The organism is Desulfopila aestuarii DSM 18488 (assembly GCF_900143695.1).
In the GTDB taxonomy this organism is placed as follows: domain Bacteria; phylum Desulfobacterota; class Desulfobulbia; order Desulfobulbales; family Desulfocapsaceae; genus Desulfopila; species Desulfopila aestuarii.
Window position 1 is genome coordinate 1 of sequence record NZ_FRFE01000050.1, and the last position, 22,451, is coordinate 22,451.

Sequence of the window (22,451 nt, forward strand, 5' to 3'; positions counted from 1 at the left end):
GCTTGGGGACGCTTGAAGATTTTTCTGATCACAGATGTGTTGCAGGGATTGGCAAGTGCGGGGTGGCCGGTGTTGATAATGAAGTTGTAGAAAGATGCGAGTACCGAGTATCTGTTCCTTTTGGTCGCCTGTTTGTTGTTTTTCGTCAGAGAGAGCAAAAATTCGAGGACTTCTTCCTGGGATATACTGGCGAGATCACGTTTGCCAAATCGAGCAGTGAAACGGTTGAGGACAAACTCACATGTCTTGACGGTATTTTTTTTTGGAGTTGGTCCGGTGATACTGCAGATGGAAATCGACTGCCTGGGATAATTTCATGGTGCACCTCCTGGGTTGGGGTTGTTAGAGCGATATGCCCTAACTGAAGTATACACCATGATGTGAAATGGCTGGCAAAGGGTGCTGACTGGCTCAGGAATAAGATAAACTACGAATTGAGTCTTCGAGAAAGGTTGGTTTGCCACTATGAACGATTCACCTCCACTTTATCGATCGTTTCAGAGCAAGCCTTATGATTTTGATCAAACCATAAACTGCGTCTCATGTCCGAGTTGACACCTTTTCTGATCAGGTACCTGTGATGAGAAATGGGAATAGATGATCGGCGGAGACATTTACAGGCGATGGAAGAAACTTCCCGATACCACCGCAATTACGGATTGTAGCACAACCGCAACCTACATAAAAGATTTCAGCCAAAATTTTCCCATACATGACGCCATTTATTTGTGCCACAATGTGGAAACGATGAAATGCCTTGCAAAGCTCATAACTTTGCCAATAGACTTAAGACAAGATGACCCAAAAAAGGTTTTCTTGCTGTTATTCCAAGGCCTCCATCAGATTTCAAGGAGAGAGATTTTATATGCTGAAACACCTAAAAAATATCAAGTTCACAACAAAACTTTTCAGTGCAATGCTCTCTGTGGTTGTTATTTCGATATTGGTAACCTCTTGGAATGCTGTCAAGATGTCCAAGCAAAGCCTGTATACATTAGGTGAAGGTGCCATTGAAAATATTCACTCGGCCTTGTATCACTCACTTGACGCACTCGATGAGGGACTGCGAAAAGAACTTGTCGCTGATCTGATAATTCTCGAGAAAGATATCAATTCCAACGGTCCTCTTGATCTAGATCAAGCGAATGTGATCGAGCAAAGTCTGATAAATCAGGTAACACAAAATGCAACACAGCAAACAATCCCAAGCCTCGTCGCCGGCACTACCACTCTCAACCGAAATACAGATATTGTTGACAATATCGAACGTTTAACTACTTGCTCATCGACCATCTTCCAACTCGTGGACGACAAACTCCTGCGTATTGCGACAACTGTAAAAAAGGCCGATGGTAATCGAGCAGTAGGTACCTACATTCCTTCAGACAGCCCAGTTTACAAAGCAGTATTAAACGGTGAAACTTTTCTTGGTAAAGCATTCGTTGTCAACGATTGGTATCTCACGGCCTATAAACCACTTAAAGACTCAAGCAACAAGATCGTCGGTGCTATCTATGTGGGGCAGTTGATGATTTCCGATCAGGTGAGAAAGCTTGTCTCGGAAACAAAAATCGGCAATGGATACTTTTTTATCTATGATGAAAAGGGCTCGCCTCTAATACATCCCACCCTTAAGTCTACGGATAAACTATTTGAGCTAGTACCTGTTCTGAAATCTGCTGAAGATGGTCTGGTGGACTATGAATGGAAAGGTACTATGAAAGTCACTTACAAAAAATTCATCGATAAATGGGGTGTCACTCTAGCAGTCGGTATGAACAGGGTCGATATAGTTGCAGGTCTCGATGTCAAAATGTTGCGGAATAGCCTAGTGGTGGGACTTGTCGTCATCGCTGTAGCGATTCTTATAACCGTCTTTATGGTGCGGTCGATCAACGTTATACTCAAGGATCTTGCTGCAAAAGCGGTTAAAGTAGGTGATGGCGACTACACCATTGGCTTCTCCTCACAGGTAGACGATGCTATCGGTCAATTGACCAACTCACTCGGCATCATGGTCTCAAAAGGCAAAGAGATGCTTGAAGATATTATCAGGTCTTCGGAATCTCTTTCAGCAGCTTCAACAGAACTCGCGACAATTTCAGATCAGATGGTTGCCAATGCTGAATCGACAGCAACTATTGCTGATGATGCATCATCCAATGCTCAACAAGTTTCTGACAACATGGGTTCGGTATCAGCGGCAATGGAGGAATCGACAACGAATCTTGATATGATTGCCTCAGCCTCAGAAGAAATGGGGACTACCATTAAAGAGATTGCGGAAAACAGTGCGAGAGCAAGACTTACCACAGAAAAAGCTGTTCAAAATTCAAAACGATCCTACGAAAGCATTAAAGAATTAGGAGATGCTGCAAAATCTATTGGATCTATCACTGAGACGATTACTGAGATATCTGAGCAAACTAACTTACTCGCCCTCAATGCCACTATTGAAGCAGCCCGTGCAGGCGAATCAGGGAAGGGTTTTGCCGTTGTTGCCAACGAGATTAAAGAATTGGCTAAAGGAACGGCCGAGGCCACCGGGCAAATTCGGGACGCCATCAACGGCATCCAGTTGCGAACAAATAGTACCATTAATGATATTGAGGCAATAACCAACATCGTCAATGAAGTGAATGAGATAGTGAATGGTATTGTTACCGCTGTCGAGGAACAATCGATTACCACTAATGAGATTGTCAATAACGTTACCCAGGCCTCTCAAGGGATCTCTGAAATAAATGAGAATGTCGCTAGCAGCAGTCAGATGACTCTCAGTATGAGCGACGGTGTCCAGCAGGTTAAGGAACGTTCTGTCGAGGTGAAGGAAAACAGCAAACATGTCAGGGGATCTGCAGAGGAACTATCGCAACTCGCAGAAAGACTTACTATGATTGTTTCAAAATTTAAAATTTAACTGCAGTAAAGGTAACCTGAACATTTGTGCAACCAAGGAGTGTTGGGAAGAATTCTGTGTCATCTTCAGTTGTTGCCCACCGTCACTCCCTTCAGTGAGCGGAGGTAAAATGTAGAAACTGCGTGTTTGCTGACGGCGTTATATGATATGCTTGAGCAACCTGAGAATTTGCAATGATGTATGAATAATCGTATCTCTTTCCAAATCGGACTGTCTGCTCTCTATGACCCTTTCAGTTCAAGTATCGAACGGATTTTTTTGGCAAGTTCGTTCCTAGAAAAAGGCTTTTGAATAAAGCACACACCCTCATCAAGAATGCCTTGATTGGCTATTATATCGGCAGTGTAACCAGACATGAACAGGCATTTTAGGCCAGATTGGTTTGCTAGAATATGTTTGGCCAGATCTCGGCCATTCATTTCGGGCATGACCATATCAGTAATCAGTAGGTTGATTTTGCCTGAAAATTCGTCAGTTAGACGGATAGCTTCACTGGGAAAAGTTGCAGAAAATACAGTATAGCCTAGGCTTTGCAGCATCATCGTGGTCATGTTTAAGATTGCGGAATCGTCTTCCACCAAAAGGATGGTTTCGTTGCCACCGACAACCTGTTCTGCTGTACTCTCATGAATTTCATTTATTGCCTTTCCGCTATGTCTTGGAAGATAGATGGTGAAAGATGTGCCTTTTCCCGGTTCACTATAGACGTTGATAAAGCCCCTATTCTGCTTGACCGCGCCATAAACGGTGGCCAGACCGAGCCCCGTTCCTTTGCCAATTCCTTTTGTAGTAAAAAATGGCTCGAATATATGGGACAGAGTTTCTTGATCCATGCCGCAGCCATTGTCGGACAGAGAGATCCGTACATAATCGCCTGGAATAAAATCAGATTGACCCAAGAGATACCCATCATCCATTGTGCAGTTACACGTCTCAACAGTTATATTACCAACCCCAGAAATGGCAGCCCGTGCATTGATGCATAAGTTAGCCAAGATTTGATCGATCTGTGACGGATCGACCTTAACTGCCCAAAGGCTTTCTCCGGGTCGCCACGTGAGCTCAATATCCTCTCCGATGAGTCGCCGAAGCATATTGAGTGTTCCTTCTATTGCCTCATTGAGGCTTATCACTTTAGGTGCGATGGTTTGTTTGCGTGCAAAGGCAAGTAATTGCCTGGTAATATCAGCTGAGTGATTTGCGGCCTTACGAATTGCTTCTAGATGAGCAAAGAGTGGATGAGAAGGATTTAACGGGGCCATCGCTAAATCCGCATGACCTATGATCACCCCGAGAATGTTATTAAAGTCATGCGCAACTCCACCAGCGAGGAGGCCGACGAGTTCCATTTTCTGAGCCTGCTGGAGTTGGGCTTCAAGCTTGAGCCTTTCGTTTTCGGCGCGTTTCATCTCGGTTATATTCTGGATAACACCGACAACCTTGACAGGGCGACCTTCTTCATCCCGAATACATTTCGCAATAGAACGAATGCTCAGAGGTTCGTTACCATTTGCTGGCTCCACATCGATTTCCATATTGTATGGCTCATCTTTTTCAATCAGATCGACCATTGCCTGACGTACTATTTCTCTGTTAACTGTGCAGTCTTTTACTTTGGAGAGTTCAATTGTGTTGTCCGGTGATGGTTTCAAGCCATACATGTCATAGGCAAGGTCGGAGGCCCAGATTCTACCCGTAGCGACATCAAGCTCCCAGTTTCCCACATCTGCCATCTTTTGCGCCTCCAAAAGTCGAGACTCACTTGCCTGCAACGCGTCCTCCATGCGCTTTCTCTCAGTGATATTTCGAAAAGACCAGAATCTACCAACAATTTCATCCTTGATTTGAAGTGGTTGCGAGTAGCGCTCGACAACGCGACCATCGGCAAGAAAGAGCGTATCGACACTCGAATCTTCCGGATGATCATAAAGCTCAAGCACCTTGGCAAGAAAAGTCTCAGGTTGGGCCATCTGGGCAGTAACATGCTGGAGTACCGGGTCATCAATGGTAGTATCCAGTAGTCCTTCAGGGACCTTCCAGAGATCGACGAATTTCTGATTCCAGCGAGCAATTTTACCATCCCTTTTAACAACAAGGATGGCATCGGGTGTTGACTCCAAAGCAGCAGTGGTCAAAGAGTTGGAGTAAGACAACAGATCTTCTGATTTTTTACGTTCGGTAATGTCAATGGTGTAACCAGCCAGTAGTGTCCTCCCACCCTGAATAATAGGGAACTTGATCGATGTATAACTACGGCCATTCAGCTCTTCGTCGACTTGCAGAACCTTATTGTTGCTCACGACTGCCCAGTCATCTGCGGTAATTGTTGCGGCAAGGTCGGCAGGAAATAACTCAGCCATGGTCTTGCCAACCATATCACTGCCGGTTATGCCTATCATCTGTCGATAGTTATCGCTTGCTTGCAGTACGCGGCTCTCTGAAGGCGTCACATCCTTGATGAAAGCATAGAAGGGCGAATGACGCATGAATAACGTGAACAAATCATTGCTTTCGCGCAATGCCTGCTCTGATTCATTCAGGCGTCGGCTGAAACGTCGGCTGAGCATTTCCATGATCCATACCGCCGAAATGGTGAGGGCGATAATTATCAAGATATGGATAAATAAATTGCTCAGTTGTTTGCTGCGGGCTTCATTGACATTGATCCCTATGCGTACAACTCCTGACGGCTCTAACCTGAGTCCAGTTCGATAGGGTACCAAAACCTCTTTTACCGCCACACCATTAATGGTCTTCTCGGTTATGACTGTGGTATCGCCGTCAATTGCGTGATGATTGAGATCTCTCTCTTCCTGGGTTATCGGTGTATCGTTTTGGGTGCTGTCTGTATGGGCTTCAACGATTCCGTCGAGCGTTTCGACCGATATATACGCAAGCTCAGGTAGTTTTTTCTGCATCTCTTCGAGGAGAATACGGGAATGATACTTGCCTGAAAAACTGATTCGATTGATCGATTCACTGAGAATGGTGCCGATGGTGCCAGCCAGTCTATTCTCTTCACTTTTTTGGAGATTATAAGAAAAATATCCAGAAATTGAGGTGGCGATCAACATGATCACCAGCATAACCAGACCGAAAGCCAGCGATCTCGTTCTGCCAACCTGGCGAGTGATTGTTTGTGTTTTTGTTGCCATACACTCCTTTGGGCGTTGTTACTGATGTACTACCTTGAGTGACCCTTGCCACTCAGGAGACGAGCTTTTCCAAGGTTTGATGAAATCTTCAGCCACAGGGCCGGCCCAGCCATGGTACCTTTCTAAGGTCTCTGTGGTTATTGGAAATACGGGAACAAGAGCATGATACGGAGGTTTCTCTCCCCGAAGGACGGAATAGGCTGCTCTCATTGTCTCAGCGCCAAGAGGACCACAGTATTGTGCTGAATCGATTACTGTCAGTCTTCCGGCTCTTATATTTTCAATCGAGAGAGGGTCGCCATCTATAGTGGCTACGAGTATTTCGGAGCGACCGGCTGAGGCGAGAACATCGACCACAGCCAAACCACCACCATCGTTTACAGTGAAGACTACATCGACACTCCCTTTTTTAGAAAAATCCCGGAGAATATCCTCACCAGCCTTTTTTCCTGACACTGGTTCAATAGCCTGGTAGGTCTTGACAATCCTATACTTTTGCTCCGATTTATTAAGTGCATCGAGAAAACCATTAACTCTTTCTACCGTCGAAGAGACATGGGGATACTCCACTAAGATGATCTGGATCTCCTTTTCTTTTGCAAAACGAGAGGCGATATATTCGCCATCAAGGTATCCAGCCTGATAATTGTCAGATGTTCTGTATGCAGTCAGTGTTCCTCCGCTGATATATTGGTCATAGGCGATGACAGGGATTCCAGCCGAATTGGCTTTCCGAAGGGGGCCTGAGAGAGCTGCATTGTCTGTGGGTTGAACGATAAGAAGGTCTACAGCCGCCTCAATCAAATCGTTCATTTGATTAATCTGATTCTCGATGCCCATATTGCCATCACCGGCTACACGGGCATCAAGGATCACGGTGGCCTCACCTGTTGCAGCAGCACTACTGTTTATTCTGCTGAGTTCGTTTTCTAGACCATTGCGCATGGCCACTTGCCCAGGGATATTCATTGACCAGTACAAAACCCCAACCCGGAACTCTTTGGCCACGACTGCGCTTACGCAAAAGAGAACAAAGAAAAAGAACAGAACTGCAATTTTCTTCATTATGGGCACTCCTTTGTATCGTTGGGTGATAAAAGCCACGTTCCTGTTTAGGTATCCGCCCACTCTCTACATTGTATCAATCGCTGTTTGCAGTGTCTAGCTGGTCTGATATTTTCCTAAAGAAATAAGGGGCCTCAAGCGATTGGTTATAACTCTATCACTAAAACCATGGTGTTGTATGAGGTGGGTAGTCAACATACGCAATTTCTCACATCATGCTCTTCGAAAGATTCGCCAAGTGTGTCATGGCTATAGTTAGAGGCAGTGTAGGTAGTTTCAGGATGAAAGAAGTTGCAACCAAACCTCGCATCCATTTTTCCTCTGAAAAGATGCTGATGGAAAATCATATTTCACACAAGTTGTACCGTTATTCTTTTCCACCCAAAACACACTGTTGTTATTCAACCGTTTCGCCCTATTCTGCCATGAATCTTGCTAACTAATGGAAATTTTGATAGCCTCGAGCAGGATATTGAAAAACACAAGCAAATTTGTGATAGAAATTACCATTCTGGTTTTAGAGTCATTTTTTTGAATCTGTGAATTTTCTGAATACAGACGATATTCCTCTGTAAAATTGTTTTTCAACAGCCTGGTAAGGCGAAAACAGGTCATCATACTCCAGTTTACGACGAGTATACGGCGACATGAAGCTACCCATCGGCTTTTCCACTCAGATCCTGATTCTTTTCATCTCCTTGTGTGTTCTCTGCATATGCCTTGTTGGTATCATCAGTTACCGGATCACCAATAAGCTGAATATCGATCTGGTCATGACCAACCTCCGCACCCTGACAGATTCAACGTACAATCTGATCGACTCGACAATCAATGCTTCGATCAGGAACCATTTGCGAGCCATTGCTGAACAAAACAAGAAGACGATGGAAATGTACTTCAGACGTGTGGAAGCTGGAGAAATCACCGAGAGCGCAGCCAAGGCGGAAGTCGAGAGAATCTTCCTAGGCCAGACCATCGGTGAAACCGGCTATACCTATGTCGTCGATACTGACGGCACCCTTTTGGTACATCCGCTCTTGAAGGGTTCGGATCTATCCAATTATACGTTCATAAACGAACAGATCGACAAAAGAAACGGATACATGGAGTATTCCTGGAAAAATCCATCAGATCCTTTTCCCAGAGAGAAAGTGCTCTACATGTCGTATTTCGACAAATGGAAAGCTATTATCTCTGTCTCCTCTTACAAGTCGGAATTCACCTCGTTAGTGAATGTCGACGACTTTAAAAACAACATTCTGTCCATCGTTCTGGGTGAAACCGGATATATGTATGTGATGAATTCACAGGGGGAGCTGGTTATCCACCCAAAACTTGAAGGAACCAGCATTTACGACTCAGTCGACTCACAGGGAAATCACTTCATTCAGGAGATCATCAAGAATAAAAATGGAACCATCATCTATCCCTGGAAAAATCCAGGGGAGTCAGCGCCGCGGGAAAAGATTGTCATCTATAAATATTTCAAACCGATGGACTGGTATGTGTGTAGCGGTGTCTACATAGATGAACTGATCAAGCCCATCGAACGAATGAAAAAACAACTAGCGCTAATTGCGCTCTGTATTCTCATTTTCGCGGTCTGTATTTCGCTCTGGTACAGCAAACTCCTGTTGCGACCGATCACCGACCTAATCCGTGCCACTGAACGTGTGATCGATGGAAACTTCGATGTACAGATCGTCACCTCCCGTGGTGACGAAATCGGTCGCCTGACCACCATCTTCAACAAAATGCTCATCCAGATCAAACTGTATATGGCCGATCTTAGCAGAACCAACAAGGAACTTGAGACAGTCAACCTCAACCTTGAGCGTAAGGTTGAGGAGCGCACCCAACAACTAGCGGATCTCTCCAATCGGGACTGGTTGACCGGGATTGCCAATCGCCGCAAACTCGATGAATATCTCCTTCATGAATACGACCTGGCCACTCGCGGTACCATACCTCTCTCGATTATCATTTTGGACATTGATTTTTTTAAGAGGTTCAATGACCGGTATGGCCACCCCACCGGAGATGACTGCCTGAAAGAGGTGGCTCGCACACTCTCCGATTCGCTTCACCGTACTTCAGACTTTGCCGCGAGATACGGGGGCGAGGAGTTCATAGCAATCCTGACCAACAATTCTCATGATGCCGCTTGTCAGATCGCGGAACGAATTCGTACCAACATCTAGCGACTTAACATCCCCCACGAAGATTCAACGGTAGCCCCCTGGGTCACTGTCAGTCTCGGTGTTTGCACTCTCACCGACTGCAAAGCAGTTCCTCTCCGTCATTTTATCAACCTTGCAGACGAAGCTCTTTACCGGGCCAAAGAGAAGGGAAGAAACCGTACCGAGGGGATTCAAGTATGAAGGGAGAGAATTCTATCGGTTGCCTGGCACTCAGAGGATGAAATTATTTCGATAGATTATGATGGCAAAAGAACCTAGCTCTCACCGAACAACAGGTCTTAAAACTGGCAACCTCAAGCTGACGCTAGAGTGCCAATATGACGATGTTTTCTGACAGGGTAGGACCGGCTAAATATTGAGAATTGATTAGAAATGAAGCAACCGTAAGGAAGCGATTACCAAAGAGTGTCACTGACCAGCAACCAAGAGGACAAAACATTATGAGAACAGTATTTATCCTTGTCGCAGTTGCAGTCTGTTTTTTTCTTACTTTTATGAGGACTATGCTTTTCGCCGCCGAGAACGCTGCAATTCCTGAGGGGTGCAAGATGGTGATCTATTCTACCAATCCCCAGTATCCCCCTTATGATTGGAGTGTTGGCAGTGACAGCTTTGACGGGGCAAGCATCGAACTGCTCAAGAGCGTCATGCCTCCTGGGCTTCCGTTGAAGGCCGTAGTATACCCCTGGAAACGTTCTATGTTTATGGCAGAAATGGGGAAGATCGATCTTCTGGTAAGTCTCCGGATCACGCCGGAGCGTTCCGAATACCTCACTTTTACTACACACCGGGCCTTCCCAAACCCGATCGTGGTATTTGTTCGTAAAGACGATAAATTCTCTTTCAAATCCTGGAAAGATCTCAAGCGACTCAATGGGGGGATCAGCCGGGGCGACACCTTTGGCGGGGGATTTGATGAATACTGGCGCAAAGAACTTACCATCGAGGACGCACCCACAATGTTCGAAAACTATAAAAAACTAGACAGCGCTCGGATCGACTATTTCGTCACTGGTGAATACGTCGGCAAGGCACATCTGGCCAAGAATCCGCTCAAACACGAGATAATTGCTCTGTCACCGGCTATTTCAACGCTCGACATCCATTTCGGCTTTAGTAAACGCTCTGCCTGCGCCCCACTGGTTGGTTACGTAAGCGAACGGCTCAAGGAGGAGGACAGTAAGGGGGTTCCTGAAAAACTGTTGAAGAAGCACCTGCAGCGGTATATTGAGTACACCGAATAATGATTTATCGGAATGACCTGGATAAGTAAAAATGGATACTATTATTAAACTGATTCCTTCTTCAACGCTTTTAAATCTTGTGGAAAAGATTTGACCAGAATGCTAATGGCAATCTTAACCATTTAAGTAAAGGTGCAAGTTCCAATTGTTCCAGAGGGCAGTCCACGGCATTTCATTGGAAATTGACGAAAATGGAGTAACAGCAGACAGTAACTTACCAAAGACAATTTTCGGCTGAAAGCCTGCATGCAACACAGGTGTGGACACCATATAATCGGCTGTGTGCCCGCACCTGTTTAGTGTCTGGTTATTCTTCCGGCTCCAAATGCTTTTTCTGGTCCATGTGGGCGTGCAGAACGCGGACGATTTCTATGCCTTGATGGTGCTCCCGATAATAGATGATATAGTTTTTAAACTTGCTGACAGGGAAGAAACGGATTCCTTCAAGTCGTGGCCGTTTAGCTTGGTACAAGGTACCCATCTGCGGTGCTGCAAGTAGGGATTCAAAGGTTTCTTCAGCGGCCTGATAAACACGGTCGGCTGCGTCCTGATTATCCCGTGCGATATAAAGCCAAATGTTGATGAGATCATTCTCCGCCGCTGGCGTTATAAGAATAGAGGCCATTTAAAGAGCTTGCTCTTGTTTGAGTAAGGTTTGTGCCTTTTTCCTCAAAGTAGCCATGTCTAGTGGCTGTGAAGTTCCACTTTCCAGTCCTTCAACCAAGAGTCGCTCTGTTTCTTCACGGTCATGCCTGATGAGATCACGCATATAATCACTTGCGCTTTGATATTCTCCCGTACTTACACGGGACTCAATAAAAGCTCTCATTTCATCGGGCATTGAGATGTTTAGGGTCGCCATTAAAGTACCTCCTTTGGTTAATAGCTTTACCCAAAATATAGCATCTATGGCAAATTTTGCCAATAGCAAGAGGTGAATTGATTTTGGAGATCCCCTAAGTGAGGAGCTAATGCCTGGCATCCAGCAGTGCATATTGCATCAGGATTCATAAATAAAATGAGATTACCACTGGCAGTACCAAATCCACCCCAGCCTTCCCCGGTTAATATTTTTCTTGTTCAGAACGGATCACCAAAGCACAGAGATTTGATCAAAAATGGAGCAACTACAGACTGTCGATAACCAAAGATAAAGACATGCAAGCGTCAGAAGGCCATGCTTGTCAATCTCATTAACTGTTATTCGATCATGAGCTCACGGATTATCTACAGTCAGAGACTACATATATGCTGTTAGGAATTTGAAAAAGCAGAACTCCCTACATTCAGTAGAAAGGTTTGTATTCGATGACACTAGGCTCAAGAGAGATACCTTGGGCATCTCCCAACGATCGGTACAATGTATAAAATGTAAAGCCTAAACACTCACTCACCTGAAGTTTACTCACGGGTGCCATTACCTCATTGCCCTCATTCGCTTCACTCTTTCTTCACCTTCCCCCTGCTAATCATAACGCTGAGTTTTGAAGAACAAAGTCTGTTCTTCTCTCCAGACCTGTGCCCAGTTGCATTTTCGACAACAAGTATTGTACCGGTATCGCTTTTACACAACAGCAAGGTGAAGACTACATGCAGGATTTCTCCCTTATCATCCCAACCCTCAACGAAGCTGATAATATCGGGTCTCTGCTGGAACGCATTTCCGCCATGACAGAGCAGTCCGCACTCACACCGGAAATCATCTTTGTCGATGACGGCTCAAAGGATGGTACATGCGAACAGATAGCAGCATACTCTGGCCCCCTCAATGTTCGAATCATCCAGCGGGAAGATGAACGGGGCCTGACTGGAGCCGTCGTTACCGGGGCTCGCGCAGCGAACAGTGATCTGGTCGTGGTAATGGATGCAGATGCAAGTCATCCACCGGAAGAAATCCCGCGACTACTAGCTCCCCTCATTACCAACAGCTACGACATGGTCATTGGTAGCCGCTATATCGGAGGTGGACAAACACCCGGTTGGCCGCTAACCCGCCGCATCGCCTCTCGCATCGCCTCGTTCCCTGCCAGCTGCATTACCGGTGTTCGTGATCCCCTCGCCGGATTTTTTGCTGTTCGAAAGCAATATCTCACTGCTATCGATCACGATTTGAGCGGATTCAAGGTGGGCCTTGAAGTGATCGCCACGGCAGCAGACGGCTTCAGGGTGATGGAAGTGCCGATCATTTTTGCTGATCGCATGCAGGGTTCTTCTAAGATGAATATCCCAATTCTTGCCACCTATCTGCGTCAGCTCTCGCGCCTCACCTTTGGCCAACTCAACCGGTCGGCCATCCCCCTTTTGACAACATTGGCCCTTCTTGCAGGTCTGTTTGACGCCTTTTGCTTTAACCTCGCAACCAATCTCGGCTTTGATCTAGACCTCAGCAACGTATCAAGTTTTTTACTCACCGCCGTTCTCTATTTCAGTCTGAGCAAACTGCTCGCCTCAAATGCTGAAAAACCTATCAGCCTGTTGCCATATATCTCTATCTGTATGATGCTGCTCTTTCTCCGTGGTGGGTTCCTCAGCCTCCCGTCCCTGCAGACCATTCATTTACCACTCTTTGCCACCCTTTTCTGTATCTTCTCAGGTCTCAGCCTTGTTCCGGCCATTCTGCTTAGCAGGAAAAGGAAAGGAAAAGACGCTATCAACTGGCCGTTACTCGGTTCACTTTTGATCAGCTACACGGTTGTGCTCCGTCTGGTCTACATGGGTAATATAGAACTGATTCAGGAAGAGGCATATTACTGGAACTACGCGCAGCATCTGGCGCCCGGATATCTTGACCATCCACCAATGGTTGCTCTTCTCATCCATCTTGGTACTCTGCTTTTTGGCGATACCGAGTTTGGTGTTCGTTCCGGGGCGTTTTTCTGCTGGTTCATTACGGCGTTTTTCTCGTATCGGCTCGCGGAAACGATTTTTGACCGCAGAACCGGTTTTATGGTTCTCATCCTGGTAGCAGTGCTACCTGTTTTTTTCGGAGTAGCAATGGTCATCACTCCGGATGCGCCGCTCATTGCCTGCTGGTCCGGCGCCCTGTTTTTCCTATATCGAGCCCTTATCGATCAAAAAAAGAATAGCTGGTATGTGGCTGGAATCTTTTTGGGACTGGGAATGACCTCCAAGTACACCATAGCTCTTCTGGGACCGGCGATTTTTCTCTTTCTGCTGTTCGACAAGCCGTCGCGACAATGGCTGAAGAGACGAGAACCATACCTGACTGCATTGCTGGCATTGTTGATTTTTTCCCCGGTAATCTGGTGGAATTTTCAGCATGATTGGGCCTCATTTCTCTTTCAGAGCAAAGGGCGTCTTGAAGGCTCAGCCCGATTCGACCTGCCCGAATTGCTGGCTTCGATCCTGGTGCTTATTACCCCGACAGGCTTTCTGGCCGTCCTGGCCGTAATAAAGCCCGGAAGCCTGCTACACCACATGATAGGATCAACTATCGCCAACAACCGTGTTCGCCGCAGCCATGCTTTCGCTCTGACCATGACCCTCCTCCCGTTGTTGGTCTTCATTCTGGTCAGTCTCTCCCGGCAGGTAAAACTCAACTGGACTGGCCCCCTCTGGCTGGCATTGCTGCCCTTCATGGCCCATACCATGTACAGAAGCCGCACACCTCGCCAACTGTTTCCCAGTAGCTGGCAGGGAACACTCATGGTGTTTGTACTCGTCTATGGGGCCCTGCTCCATTACTGTGCACTCGGTCTGCCAGGTCTCAGCTATGGGAACAGTCGGAACTTTCTTTTAGGCTGGGACGATCTTGCCACCCAGGTGGATACAACGATTGCAGCCATTAACCAGGCCGAGGGCAAGCGTCCTCTGGTGGCCGGCCTCGACCATTACCGGTTAGCAAGCGGTCTTGCCTTTTACCGCAGCAAACATCACGATGCCGTTACGCGAGATGAGATCGTAAATGAAACCACTGCCGGACAGTTTTTTGGCAGAAACTCGTTGATGTATACATACTGGCATCCACCGACCCTTGCAGCCAGTAAAGACATACTTGTCATCTCACAGAGTAAAGAAAGACTTTCCACCGAGCGGCTGGGACGTCATGCCCGCCAGCTTGGCGACATCGGCGAATTCACGGTCACCAAGAAAGGGAAAAAAGCTGGTCGCTACTACTACCGTCTGCTAACATGGTACTCTCCTGACACAACGAACGATGCTGTCGGCAGCTTTTCACTACCCGGCACAGGAAAACGTTATACTGCCAAGGCAGAAGTATCCCCAAGCCTGACCGAAAAGGACTCGATGCTATGAATATCCTTGTAATCGAAGATGAGCCGGATCTTCTTGAACGGCTGACAAGTATTCTGACCAGAGAGCACTATACGGTGGTAACCGCTTCGGATGGCAAAGAAGGGCTGGAAAAAATCTGGGACGACAGGTATGACCTTATCCTGCTGGATATCATGCTGCCCCATGTCAATGGCCTTGAAGTTTTGGCCGAACTCCGGGCCGCCGGAATCCAGACCCCGGTACTGATGCTCACCGCCAAGGGCGACATCAGTGACAAGGTTATAGGATTGAACCTTGGCGCCGACGACTATCTTGCCAAACCATTTTCCCTCGCTGAATTCCTGGCCAGGGTACGGGCCCTGCTCAGGCGCTCAACCTCCGCCAGCCCAATAATTGAGGCGGGCCACATTCAGCTCAACACCAACACCAGGGAAGTACTCAGCGACGGAAAGGTTTTACCGCTCACCGCCAAGGAATTTGGCATTCTCGAATTCTTGCTCCACAATAAAGACCGGGCCGTCTCTAAATTCACCCTGGCTGAACATGTCTGGGGAGACGAATTTGATCCGTTCAGTATGTCCAATTTCATTGATGTGCACATAAAAAACCTTCGCAAGAAAATCTCAGCAGGGGGCAAACCAGCCCTTATTGTAACAGTCCGCGGTTTCGGTTACCGGTTGGAGAACTGATCAGCAATGAAGATCAGAGCAAAATTCACCCTTTTTATCTCCCTTGCCGCCTTCTTCTCGGTGATCTTTTTTTCAGCGTATCTCTACACCGAACTGAGAGAGGAAATGTATGATCTGATAGATTATGAACTGGCGGATGGGGCAGATGCTCTCTTTGCCCAGCTGACAAAAACTGAAACCCACACTCCACTGCCACATCTTACTCCGCCGGGATTTCCGATGAATAATTACTGGCTCAGGGTTTTTACAGAGAGCGGTGATACACTCTATGCCTCTGAGATGGCAAAAATTAGCTCGGTTGCTCCGGCACCTACACATGCTCCATATTTTGCCACCCTTGCCATTTCACAAAATTTCCTGAGCATCCCCAAGTCGGAAAAGGAGGAGCTGAAAGGCCATCCGGTCAAACTGCGAGTCAGAACCTTCCGCCAGCGGATAGGCGAAACAACCTTCATAGTGCAGATCGGCAAGCCGATACTGCTGCTGAACGCCGAATTGCAGGAAATCCTTGTCGACATGGAAATCACCGTCCCCATGACTATTGTCCTCATTTTCATTGCCGCCTACCTGCTGGCGGGCCGAATGCTGGAGCCCCTAACTGAAATCAACCGTCGAATCGTGCGAATCCGGGAAAACTCGCTACACGAACGAATCCCTCTGGGAAAAAGCAAAGATGAACTTCACGCGCTCTCGTCTTCGCTGAACTCCATGTTCGACCGATTAGAAAACTCATTTCTCCGCCAGCGGGAATTTATCGGCAATGCTGCCCACGAGATGAAAAGCCCACTGACCATCCTGATGCTGGGTCACGAAGAGATGCTCGCAGCTAACCCCGACCCGGAAATTCGGAGTTCACTGGAAAAACAGCTCCACTCCATGCGGCGGCTCAACAAACTGATTCGAGACCTCCTGAGCATTGCCCGGCTTGAGCAGGAAGACACACTGGTTCGTACCGCTGTGGATATTCCTGAGCTGTTGAACCGGCTCCTCGAAGATTATACAGAAATTACCAAATCCGGAGGGATTACGGTCACTACAAGCTTTGACCCGCTCACCATTTCAGCGGATCAGGAAAAGATCCAGCGACTTTTCATCAACCTCATCGATAATGGCATCAAATACAATCTGAACCAAAACGGAACGCTACACCTCAGCACAAGAAAAGAGCGAGACATGGCGGTCATCGAGATCTCCAACAGCGGCAAAATTATTCCGCCCGATGAACTCAAGCATATTTTCAAGCAATTCTATCGGGTGGAAAAATCACGTTCACAGGCGTTTGGTGGAACCGGACTCGGTCTGACTATCGCCTCACGAATTGTCGAGATGCATAGAGGAAGCATTGAGGTGAAGAGTGGCACGGGCACAACCACTTTTATCGTCATGCTGCCCCATGAGACATTGGTCTGAGTTGAACAACCAACAGAACCAAACATTAATATAGATGCCGATGAGCCTTTCCAGTATTTCTGCCACTCTCCCCAGCTCCGTCAAATTCGGTGCTGTCGGCGCTCTCGGCACCCTCCTCAACCTCGCCATCATGGCTCTTCTGATTGAGAAGACAGCAACACCTACCGGATATGCATCATTTATGGCAACGGAAGTCTCTATTATTCACAACTTTTTCATAAACAACTGCTGGACCTTCGGGTCACGACAACTACAAAGTTCTCTTCTTAACAGGTTCGTACGGTTCCATCTCATTGCCCTCTTCAGCCTGGTCGTTAATGTTAGTATTACTCTCGCCCTCGTGCGACTTGGCATCTGGTATCTGCCAGCTCAAGCCTTAGGGATTCTCGGTGCGTGGATCATCAACTACACGACATCTAATCAACTAGTTTTCCATGACACCACTAGACCTAATGTTTGACAGAAGAATTTTTGCCTTGCCCAGAAAAGGCTATTTCGCCTTGGTGGGGTAGTTACCGTCGCCTCTCTTAAAGCAGATCAACCGATATGCCTAAATTCTCTCTAACCTCAGGTACTGAACGGCCTGGTTCTTCAGTGATCAGAACTACGTGACGTTTGAACTCTGGATCGTATTGTCTTCTTTGTTGAACACTCATGTCGTCCTCCTGACATTTTCATAGCAGTGGCTTAACTGTGTGTCCTCATTTTTGGGGTAGGATCATTGCTCGCAGATAGTAGGCTACTAAAAATTCAGGATGATAAGTGCTAGTTACTAGGAACTCCACGGTGAAGTCGCGATCCTGCTCTTCCAGCGTGTTTCGGAGCAGGTTGGGGGAGATACCGAGCAGCCTGGCGCTTTATATTTGGTTGCCGACGGTAATCTCCATTGGCCTTTCTGCCTATTTTTGTAATGGCAATGATAATCAATTAGTGAGGAGTGCTACTTGAGGTGTTTACTGACCAGATGGTTGCTGGAGGCCAGCTGGATCATTCATTTGAAACATGGACGAACAGCAGGCATGTCAAATTGTTATATCACATAGATGGAATGTTGATAGGAGGGACAATTCCTTCTTTTTTGTAAATCTGGTTCACTACACGGTGAACATCACCTAAGCATCATTTTCCTGATGGATTTTTAGTCGCACAATCACAGGCTCCTGCCTTTTTCTCCACCTTAATGCGCTCTTCAATGGTGGATTTTTTATTTTTAAGAATATCTGTTTTGATGTCTGACTTAGTGTAGTTAAAACAATAACAAATGAGGTCTTTCGACATTCTGATGCACCTTTCGAATAATTTATATTGTGATAGCTGAAGGCTCTTCGCATCATAGCACCTGCCGGTGAATGATGCTATTTGTGTGATACCTCCGAACCATTGTGGTAACTGTTTGGTGCATCATTTTTTATTGGAATACGACTCGAGCTTGACATCAAACCGAGCTTGGTTACGAAAAAAGTTAGCCAGGCACCATTTTCACTGTTAAGCTTTTTAGCTTAACAGATGTTTGTTTGCAGGTAATTACGGGTATAGGAGGGGAACCTGTCGGCAATACATGCTGTTATTATGTGGAAGGACTCTCAATTGATTATACGAAACGAAGAACCATCAGACATTGATACTATCACCGAGGTCACAAAAGCAGCTTTTAAAGAATATTCTTGCAGTCAACAAACTGAGCATTTAACCATTCATGATCTTCGAGTCGCTGGCGCACTGACCATATCTCTTGTGAGTGAGATTGGTGGGCAGGTAGTTGGGCACATTGCTATATCACCGGTTACGATTTCCGATGGAACAACAGATTGGTATGGCATTGGCCCGGTGTCTGTACTGCCGGAGTATCAAGGATGCCGAATAGGCACAGCACTGGTGAAGAGTGGGTTAGCCTTACTGGAGTCAATGAGTAGCAATGGCGTTGTGCTTGTGGGACTACCGACCTATTTCAATAGGTTTGGTTTTTGGAACTACCCCCAGTTATTTCATGAGGGAATACCACAAGAAGTCTTTGTGGCAAAATCGCTAGTTGATAGGATACCACGTGGGGCAGTTAGTTTCCATCGAGCATTCAAACAGCTATCAATAATTGAAAAAGATGCAATTGCCGATGTTATTATTGACTATGCGATTGCTGGAGTAAAGGTTGATCTTGCCGACCCGGCGATTGCCAGCCTAATCCAAAAGAAAATCTTGACTGAAATGCCAGGTGGCAAGGTCATGATGCGACCATCAGTATTGGCAGAATATGACTCATACTTTGCTCAGGTTAGTCAATTTAGGGCTACAGAAATGAGCCGTGTACATAAAAATCCAATATTAGCAGCCATTAAGCATGGAAATGGATGACGATCTACCAGAAAGAAAATGGTGTCATAAAAAAGAGTTGACCACAGTGAGATTCTTTAACAGTTAGGAGATGACAAGATACTCAAATTCTGGACAGGATCACACTCAGTGCCAAGAGACAATCCATTCTATCCTTTTTCCAAGTACGCTATTAAAACCGGCGGAGAAATAAGTACACAGAAATCGTCCTGCAAACTATAAGTCACACGATTATAAAGAAAACAGACACTTGTATCAGGTGGCTGTTTAGGTTGACTTTGCAAAAAAACCTTAATTTTAGATGGATTAATAGCTGATTATGAGGGGCAGTATCGTGTTGCCAGAGTATAGGTTGCCGTTGGCAGTTATCGTCATTTCCTGGTCTACACCTGTGAAGATTTCCAGATATGTTGGGATCGGCCAACAACTTATAATTGCCTCAAAATGGAGTAACTGCAAAGAATAGATTCCCAAAGACTAAGTTTTCATCTCTGATCACTTTGTTTATCGTTAGGTATCTGAAAGCAATAGTGTTTTTCTGAACAGCAGACACCTCTTGTTGAAGTGGGTGGCAAGGTTCATCACCTTCGATTTGGCAATGTGAGCCTCAATGCTGCTCTTTATGACGTACGCGATTCAGTAAAATACTAAATCGAGTACCCTCCCCTTTAAGAAGAAATACTCCCAGAAAAATTAATGCAGTTGCACAATAATCAGTAAGACCAATTGGCTCGTTGGCGAACAACGCACCAATCAATAAAGCCACTACCGGTGGAATGTATGTGACTGACGATGCGGCCACCGCTCCTGAGTTTTCAACAATATAATAATAAATTATGTACGCCAGCCCTGTACCAAGCAAACCAAGCCCCACTACCAATCCAACCGAGGTGTGAACCGTAGTGAAAATTCGGTTCATGCCTTTGTAGTCTGTTAAGAGGGCCAGTACCAATAACCCAAGTCCCAGTTGATACGTTGTTAAAGCAGTAGCGGAAATTTTCAGCGGGATAATAAACTTTTTTGCATAGACGAACGATGCACCCACACTGAGTGATCCCGCAGCCATGTAAAAAACACCTTCGAGATTTGCTCCAGCCAACTCGGTTGCAGATGGGCTGCCAATTATTGCAACACCTGCAAAACCGATCAAAATTCCGATGACTTTGATGGTTCTGCATTTTTCCTCCTCTATAAAGAGAACCGCCAGCAGAAAAGAGAAGAGAGGTATTGCCCCACTCACGGCCCCGGCCACTCCAGAGAACAGTAGTGATGTCCCTTTAACAAAACAGTAGTAGTAAAATGCAGTGGCAAGCATGGCCATTACAAAAAAATGTCCGAAGTACTTTATATGCTCTATCCGAAGTGATCGGCGATAGAGTGCATAGATGATGACCGGCAGGAAACCGAAAAGGATACGTAAAAAGACTATCTGCGAAGGCGTTATCAAGTCACTTGCCATTTTCATATAAATGAAGTTGCTTCCCCAAACCACGCCGAGTGTACAAAATGCTAACAGTGGCAGAAATTTCGAATGATTTTTCATTATTTGCTCCTGTGCCGAATAAAACGTATTTCTGACTTAGCCGTCTATCTTGACCTCAACCGTATTTCCAGTTAAACTATTTGTCCAATGAATAGTTTTTCTAGAATAAATCTAAATGTGTGATAATTGTGAATCTACAGATAGAATATTTGAAAACATTTATCACCCTTGCAGAGGTGAAAGGATTCACCAAAACAGGAATTCAAGTCAATAAGTCCCAATCAGCTGTGAGCATGCAAATAAAACGGCTTGAAGATGAAGTAGGGAAAAAACTCTTTGAGAGGGTTGGCAGGACCGTAAAGTTGACAGGAGAAGGGCGTGTTTTGTTAAAACATGCCGTCAGGATAGTGAAAGAACATGAAGAGGCCGTCAGGGCATTATCCGAACCGAATCTGGAAGGATATATAAGGTTTGGTTCTCCGGAACATTATAATGCAGGATTTATGCCTGATCTGTTGTCTCGGTTTGCTTCAATCTATCCAGATGTTGTGGTTGAGATGCAATGCAAGAACAGCGATAAAATTAAAGATGCTGTTGAGAAAGGAGAACTTGACTTAGGAATCTGCTCTCAACTTCACCATAGTGAACAGGTCATAGCACATGACCCGCTTGTCTGGATTGTAAAACCAGGTTTTGCTATGCCAGAGCATAAAATATTGCCCCTTGCTGTTTTTGACGACGGATGCATTTTTCGCTCCTGGACACTTGATGCCCTTGAAAAGCAAGGAGTAAAATACAGAATTGTATACGTTAGCCAGAGTGTTTCAGGGCTCATTGAAGCGGTTAGAGCCGGCCTGGCAATAGCTCCTGTCGTTCGCAGCAACATTCCCTCTGACTTGAATATCATAGGATTGGAAAAAGGGTTGCCAGTACTGCCGGTCTCAAACATTGCACTGCATAAAAACAAGGATAAGGTGTCTGACACTGTCGAGTGTTTTTCGGAACATATCATCAGATCATTTGGTGAAAAAACATAAACAGGCCAATGCTTTCTCACACAAAAGGAGCAAGCCAATCGAACGAATTACAGACGTGTAGACACGTATTGGCAATATTAGCGACGCAAGTAAACCTGCAAATTAAGCTTTTTCCTGTCAGGAAAGACCTGTCTATTTAAATGGAATTGTTCAAAAATAGAGTAACTGCAAATCATAGATAACCAAAGATAAGGACATGCAAGCGTCAGAAGGTCATGCTTGTCAATCTCATTACCTGCTATTCGATTATGAGCTCATAGATTATCGACAGTCAGAGACTGCATTTTTGCTGTTAGGATTATGAACCCGACTGATTTTTTCAGGACAGTAGCAGTGTTTACCTATAGTGTTTGTACTATAAATTGACCTTCGATGTAGTAATATTAACCGATGGATTGGGACTGGATGTCACTATTCATTGCTTGAATACTCCCTCTAGCCTTTGATCGTCTCGCAAACTTTTCAAAATCTTCGACTCAAACCAATACAGAAATCCAAATTCGGAGCGAGGCTGCTGCTATAAGACCAGCCAATAGCCGCCTGAGGCAGGTTGTCGATACCCTGCAACTTATTAGTCCACCTAAAGCTGCCGCTGGTACCACCGTCAGGACAATTGGTATTGCCAAAAGCCATTCAATCTGGCCTGTTAACGACTTACCTATAAA

General features: G+C 45.8%; 15 protein-coding genes and 1 pseudogene. 9 read left to right on the top strand and 7 right to left on the bottom strand.

Going from position 1 to position 22,451, the window contains the following annotated elements:
* Positions 1-865 precede the first annotated feature (865 nt).
* Positions 866-2,920, top strand: coding sequence for a methyl-accepting chemotaxis protein (locus tag BUF15_RS24755; protein WP_073616832.1), 2,055 nt, complete (start codon positions 866-868; stop codon positions 2,918-2,920).
* Between the two features lie 221 nt (positions 2,921-3,141).
* On the opposite strand, the gene BUF15_RS24760 is transcribed toward BUF15_RS24755, so the two are convergent.
* Positions 3,142-6,075 carry an ATP-binding protein gene (locus BUF15_RS24760; protein ID WP_073616834.1) on the bottom strand — a complete coding sequence of 978 codons (2,934 nt, stop codon included), beginning with the start codon at positions 6,073-6,075 and terminating at the stop codon, positions 3,142-3,144.
* Positions 6,076-6,093: 18 nt separating this feature from the next.
* A complete protein-coding gene (locus tag BUF15_RS24765; RefSeq protein ID WP_073616836.1) occupies positions 6,094-7,140 on the bottom strand; it encodes a sugar ABC transporter substrate-binding protein in 1,047 nt (348 codons plus the stop codon).
* A 773-nt stretch (positions 7,141-7,913) separates the two neighbouring features.
* Here BUF15_RS24765 and BUF15_RS24775 point away from each other — a divergent pair.
* A pseudogene (locus tag BUF15_RS24775) lies at positions 7,914-9,521 on the top strand (sensor domain-containing diguanylate cyclase).
* A gap of 260 nt (positions 9,522-9,781) precedes the next feature.
* Positions 9,782-10,585, top strand: coding sequence for a substrate-binding periplasmic protein (locus BUF15_RS24785; protein ID WP_073616843.1), 804 nt, complete (start codon positions 9,782-9,784; stop codon positions 10,583-10,585).
* Between the two features lie 307 nt (positions 10,586-10,892).
* On the opposite strand, the gene BUF15_RS24790 is transcribed toward BUF15_RS24785, so the two are convergent.
* Entirely contained in the window at positions 10,893-11,210 is a 318-nt protein-coding gene (locus tag BUF15_RS24790) for a type II toxin-antitoxin system RelE/ParE family toxin (RefSeq protein ID WP_073616845.1), read from the bottom strand.
* Positions 11,211-11,447 carry a type II toxin-antitoxin system ParD family antitoxin gene (locus BUF15_RS24795; protein WP_073616847.1) on the bottom strand — a complete coding sequence of 79 codons (237 nt, stop codon included), beginning with the start codon at positions 11,445-11,447 and terminating at the stop codon, positions 11,211-11,213.
* 728 nt (positions 11,448-12,175) lie between these two features.
* Between BUF15_RS24795 and BUF15_RS24800 the strand changes: the two genes are divergently transcribed.
* The 4 genes from BUF15_RS24800 to BUF15_RS24815 are packed head-to-tail and all read left to right on the top strand — an operon-like array spanning position 12,176 to position 17,398.
* The gene (locus BUF15_RS24800; protein ID WP_073616849.1) at positions 12,176-14,860 is read left to right on the top strand and encodes a glycosyltransferase family 39 protein; all 2,685 of its coding nucleotides are present in this window, start codon (positions 12,176-12,178) and stop codon (positions 14,858-14,860) included.
* On the top strand, positions 14,857-15,528 hold the full coding sequence (locus BUF15_RS24805) for a response regulator transcription factor (protein WP_073616851.1): 672 nt from the start codon (positions 14,857-14,859) through the stop codon (positions 15,526-15,528). The genes BUF15_RS24800 and BUF15_RS24805 overlap by 4 nt, the downstream gene beginning before the upstream one ends.
* A gap of 6 nt (positions 15,529-15,534) precedes the next feature.
* Positions 15,535-16,938: a sensor histidine kinase gene (locus BUF15_RS24810; protein ID WP_073616853.1), complete on the top strand. Its 1,404-nt coding sequence runs from the start codon at positions 15,535-15,537 to the stop codon at positions 16,936-16,938.
* A 40-nt stretch (positions 16,939-16,978) separates the two neighbouring features.
* Entirely contained in the window at positions 16,979-17,398 is a 420-nt protein-coding gene (locus BUF15_RS24815; RefSeq protein ID WP_159441381.1) for a GtrA family protein, read from the top strand.
* Positions 17,399-17,465: 67 nt separating this feature from the next.
* On the opposite strand, the gene BUF15_RS27930 is transcribed toward BUF15_RS24815, so the two are convergent.
* Positions 17,466-17,594, bottom strand: coding sequence for a transposase (locus tag BUF15_RS27930; RefSeq protein ID WP_234981272.1), 129 nt, complete (start codon positions 17,592-17,594; stop codon positions 17,466-17,468).
* 463 nt (positions 17,595-18,057) lie between these two features.
* On the bottom strand, positions 18,058-18,216 hold the full coding sequence (locus tag BUF15_RS24820; RefSeq protein ID WP_073616857.1) for a bacterioferritin-associated ferredoxin: 159 nt from the start codon (positions 18,214-18,216) through the stop codon (positions 18,058-18,060).
* 309 nt (positions 18,217-18,525) lie between these two features.
* Between BUF15_RS24820 and BUF15_RS24825 the strand changes: the two genes are divergently transcribed.
* On the top strand, positions 18,526-19,287 hold the full coding sequence (locus BUF15_RS24825) for a GNAT family N-acetyltransferase (protein WP_084554567.1): 762 nt from the start codon (positions 18,526-18,528) through the stop codon (positions 19,285-19,287).
* Positions 19,288-19,873: 586 nt separating this feature from the next.
* Here the strand turns inward: BUF15_RS24825 and BUF15_RS24830 are convergent.
* Complete coding sequence (locus BUF15_RS24830; protein ID WP_073616861.1) at positions 19,874-20,809, bottom strand: DMT family transporter; 936 nt, start codon at positions 20,807-20,809, stop codon at positions 19,874-19,876.
* A 128-nt stretch (positions 20,810-20,937) separates the two neighbouring features.
* On the opposite strand from BUF15_RS24830, the gene BUF15_RS24835 reads away from it, so the two are divergent.
* Entirely contained in the window at positions 20,938-21,786 is an 849-nt protein-coding gene (locus tag BUF15_RS24835; protein ID WP_073616863.1) for a LysR substrate-binding domain-containing protein, read from the top strand.
* Positions 21,787-22,451 lie beyond the last annotated feature (665 nt).

Coding starts and splice junctions, on each gene's coding strand:
- BUF15_RS24755 (WP_073616832.1), top strand. CDS start 866: ATGCTGAAACACCTAAAAAATATCAAGTTCACAACAAAACTTTTCAGT.
- BUF15_RS24760 (WP_073616834.1), bottom strand. CDS start 6,075: ATGGCAACAAAAACACAAACAATCACTCGCCAGGTTGGCAGAACGAGA.
- BUF15_RS24765 (WP_073616836.1), bottom strand. CDS start 7,140: ATGAAGAAAATTGCAGTTCTGTTCTTTTTCTTTGTTCTCTTTTGCGTA.
- BUF15_RS24785 (WP_073616843.1), top strand. CDS start 9,782: ATGAGAACAGTATTTATCCTTGTCGCAGTTGCAGTCTGTTTTTTTCTT.
- BUF15_RS24790 (WP_073616845.1), bottom strand. CDS start 11,210: ATGGCCTCTATTCTTATAACGCCAGCGGCGGAGAATGATCTCATCAAC.
- BUF15_RS24795 (WP_073616847.1), bottom strand. CDS start 11,447: ATGGCGACCCTAAACATCTCAATGCCCGATGAAATGAGAGCTTTTATT.
- BUF15_RS24800 (WP_073616849.1), top strand. CDS start 12,176: ATGCAGGATTTCTCCCTTATCATCCCAACCCTCAACGAAGCTGATAAT.
- BUF15_RS24805 (WP_073616851.1), top strand. CDS start 14,857: ATGAATATCCTTGTAATCGAAGATGAGCCGGATCTTCTTGAACGGCTG.
- BUF15_RS24810 (WP_073616853.1), top strand. CDS start 15,535: ATGAAGATCAGAGCAAAATTCACCCTTTTTATCTCCCTTGCCGCCTTC.
- BUF15_RS24815 (WP_159441381.1), top strand. CDS start 16,979: ATGAGCCTTTCCAGTATTTCTGCCACTCTCCCCAGCTCCGTCAAATTC.
- BUF15_RS27930 (WP_234981272.1), bottom strand. CDS start 17,594: ATGAGTGTTCAACAAAGAAGACAATACGATCCAGAGTTCAAACGTCAC.
- BUF15_RS24820 (WP_073616857.1), bottom strand. CDS start 18,216: ATGTCGAAAGACCTCATTTGTTATTGTTTTAACTACACTAAGTCAGAC.
- BUF15_RS24830 (WP_073616861.1), bottom strand. CDS start 20,809: ATGAAAAATCATTCGAAATTTCTGCCACTGTTAGCATTTTGTACACTC.